General features: G+C 75.7%; 1 protein-coding gene. It reads left to right on the top strand.

Annotation, left to right across the window (positions count from 1 at the left end):
* The first annotated feature begins 236 nt into the window (after positions 1 to 236).
* Positions 237 to 1,292 carry a lactonase family protein gene (locus ACQKIP_RS47590; protein ID WP_365862412.1) on the top strand — a complete coding sequence of 352 codons (1,056 nt, stop codon included), beginning with the start codon at positions 237 to 239 and terminating at the stop codon, positions 1,290 to 1,292.
* The last annotated feature ends 48 nt before the right edge of the window (positions 1,293 to 1,340 follow it).

Raw genomic sequence — 1,340 nt, forward strand, 5'->3', positions numbered from 1 at the left:
GCCCCCGCGGTCCGGCAGTGCGACCCCCGTCGTCCACCGCACGTACGACACCGTCCGGCGGCACCCCGCCTACGTCCACCACCCGGAGGCCCTGGCCAGGGCGCGCGGCGAAAGCGGCGGCGCCCTGATCGGGAACGCTCCGGTCTAGGGCGCGTTGGTCTAGACCGCCTGCTAGCGTCTGCCGCACGAGCGCCCCCTGGACACGGTGCTCGGTCGAGAATCGAGAGGGGAACGCAGTGGCCGGCAGGCAAGGCGGAAGCAGGCGGGCGTACATCGGATCCTTCACCGCGGCCGGCGGGGCCGGGATCACGACCGCCGCGGTCGACACGGACAGCGGTGCGCTGACGGTCCTGGGCGCCACGGAAACGGTCGCCGACCCCTCCTACCTCGCCCTGTCGGCCGCGGGCGACACGCTCTACGCCGTCAGCGAGACAGCGGACGGAGCCCTGGCCGCCTACCGCGTCGACGGCGACAAGCTGGAGCAGGCCGGGCCGCCGGTCGCGGTCGGCGGTGCGGCGCCCACGCATCTCGCCGTGCACGCCGGGCACGTCCTGACCGCCAACTACGGCTCCGGCAGCGTCACCGCCGTGCCCGTGCGCCCCGACGGCGGCCTGGCCCGCACTCCCTCCGGCATCCTGCGGCACACCGGGGCGGGGCCCCACCCGCAGCGCCAGCAGGGACCGCATGCCCACCAGGTCCTGCCCGACCCGAGCGGCCGCCGGGCGGTGAGTGTCGACCTCGGCACCGACTCCGTACGCGTCTTCGAGCTCACGGCGGCGGGCGAGCCGGTGCTGCACCGCGAGGTCGCGCTGCGGCCCGGATCAGGGCCCCGGCACCTCGTCTTCCACCCGCGCGGCGATCGCGCGTACGTCCTGAACGAGCTGGCCCCCACCCTCACGATCTGCGCCTGGGACGCCGCAGAGGGAGCCCTCAAGCCGCTCGGCGAGGCGGCGGTCCTGCCGGGTCCCGTGGACGGCGACGGCGAGGCCTACCCCTCCGCGGTGGTCGTCGCGCCCGACGGCCGCTTCCTGTGGACGGCCACCCGCGGCCAGGACGTCATCTCGGTGCTCGCGCTCGACGAGGCGGGGGACAGGCCGCGGCTCGCCGCCACCGTGCCGTGCGGCGGCCACTGGCCGCGTGACCTGGCCATCGACCCGTCCGGACGGTTCCTGTACGCGGCCAATGAGCGCTCCGGCGACGTGACCTGGTTCGCCGTCGACCCGCAGACCGGGATCCCGCGCCGCGCCGGTGCGATCGAGGCCCCGGCCGCCTCCTGCGTGATCTTCGGCTGATCCAACCCGGCTGCCCGTACGCCGATGGGCCCGCCCCCTCGTGCAGGG

It is taken from the genome of Streptomyces sp. NPDC059900 (assembly GCF_050270335.1).
Classification (GTDB): Bacteria; Actinomycetota; Actinomycetes; order Streptomycetales; family Streptomycetaceae; genus Streptomyces.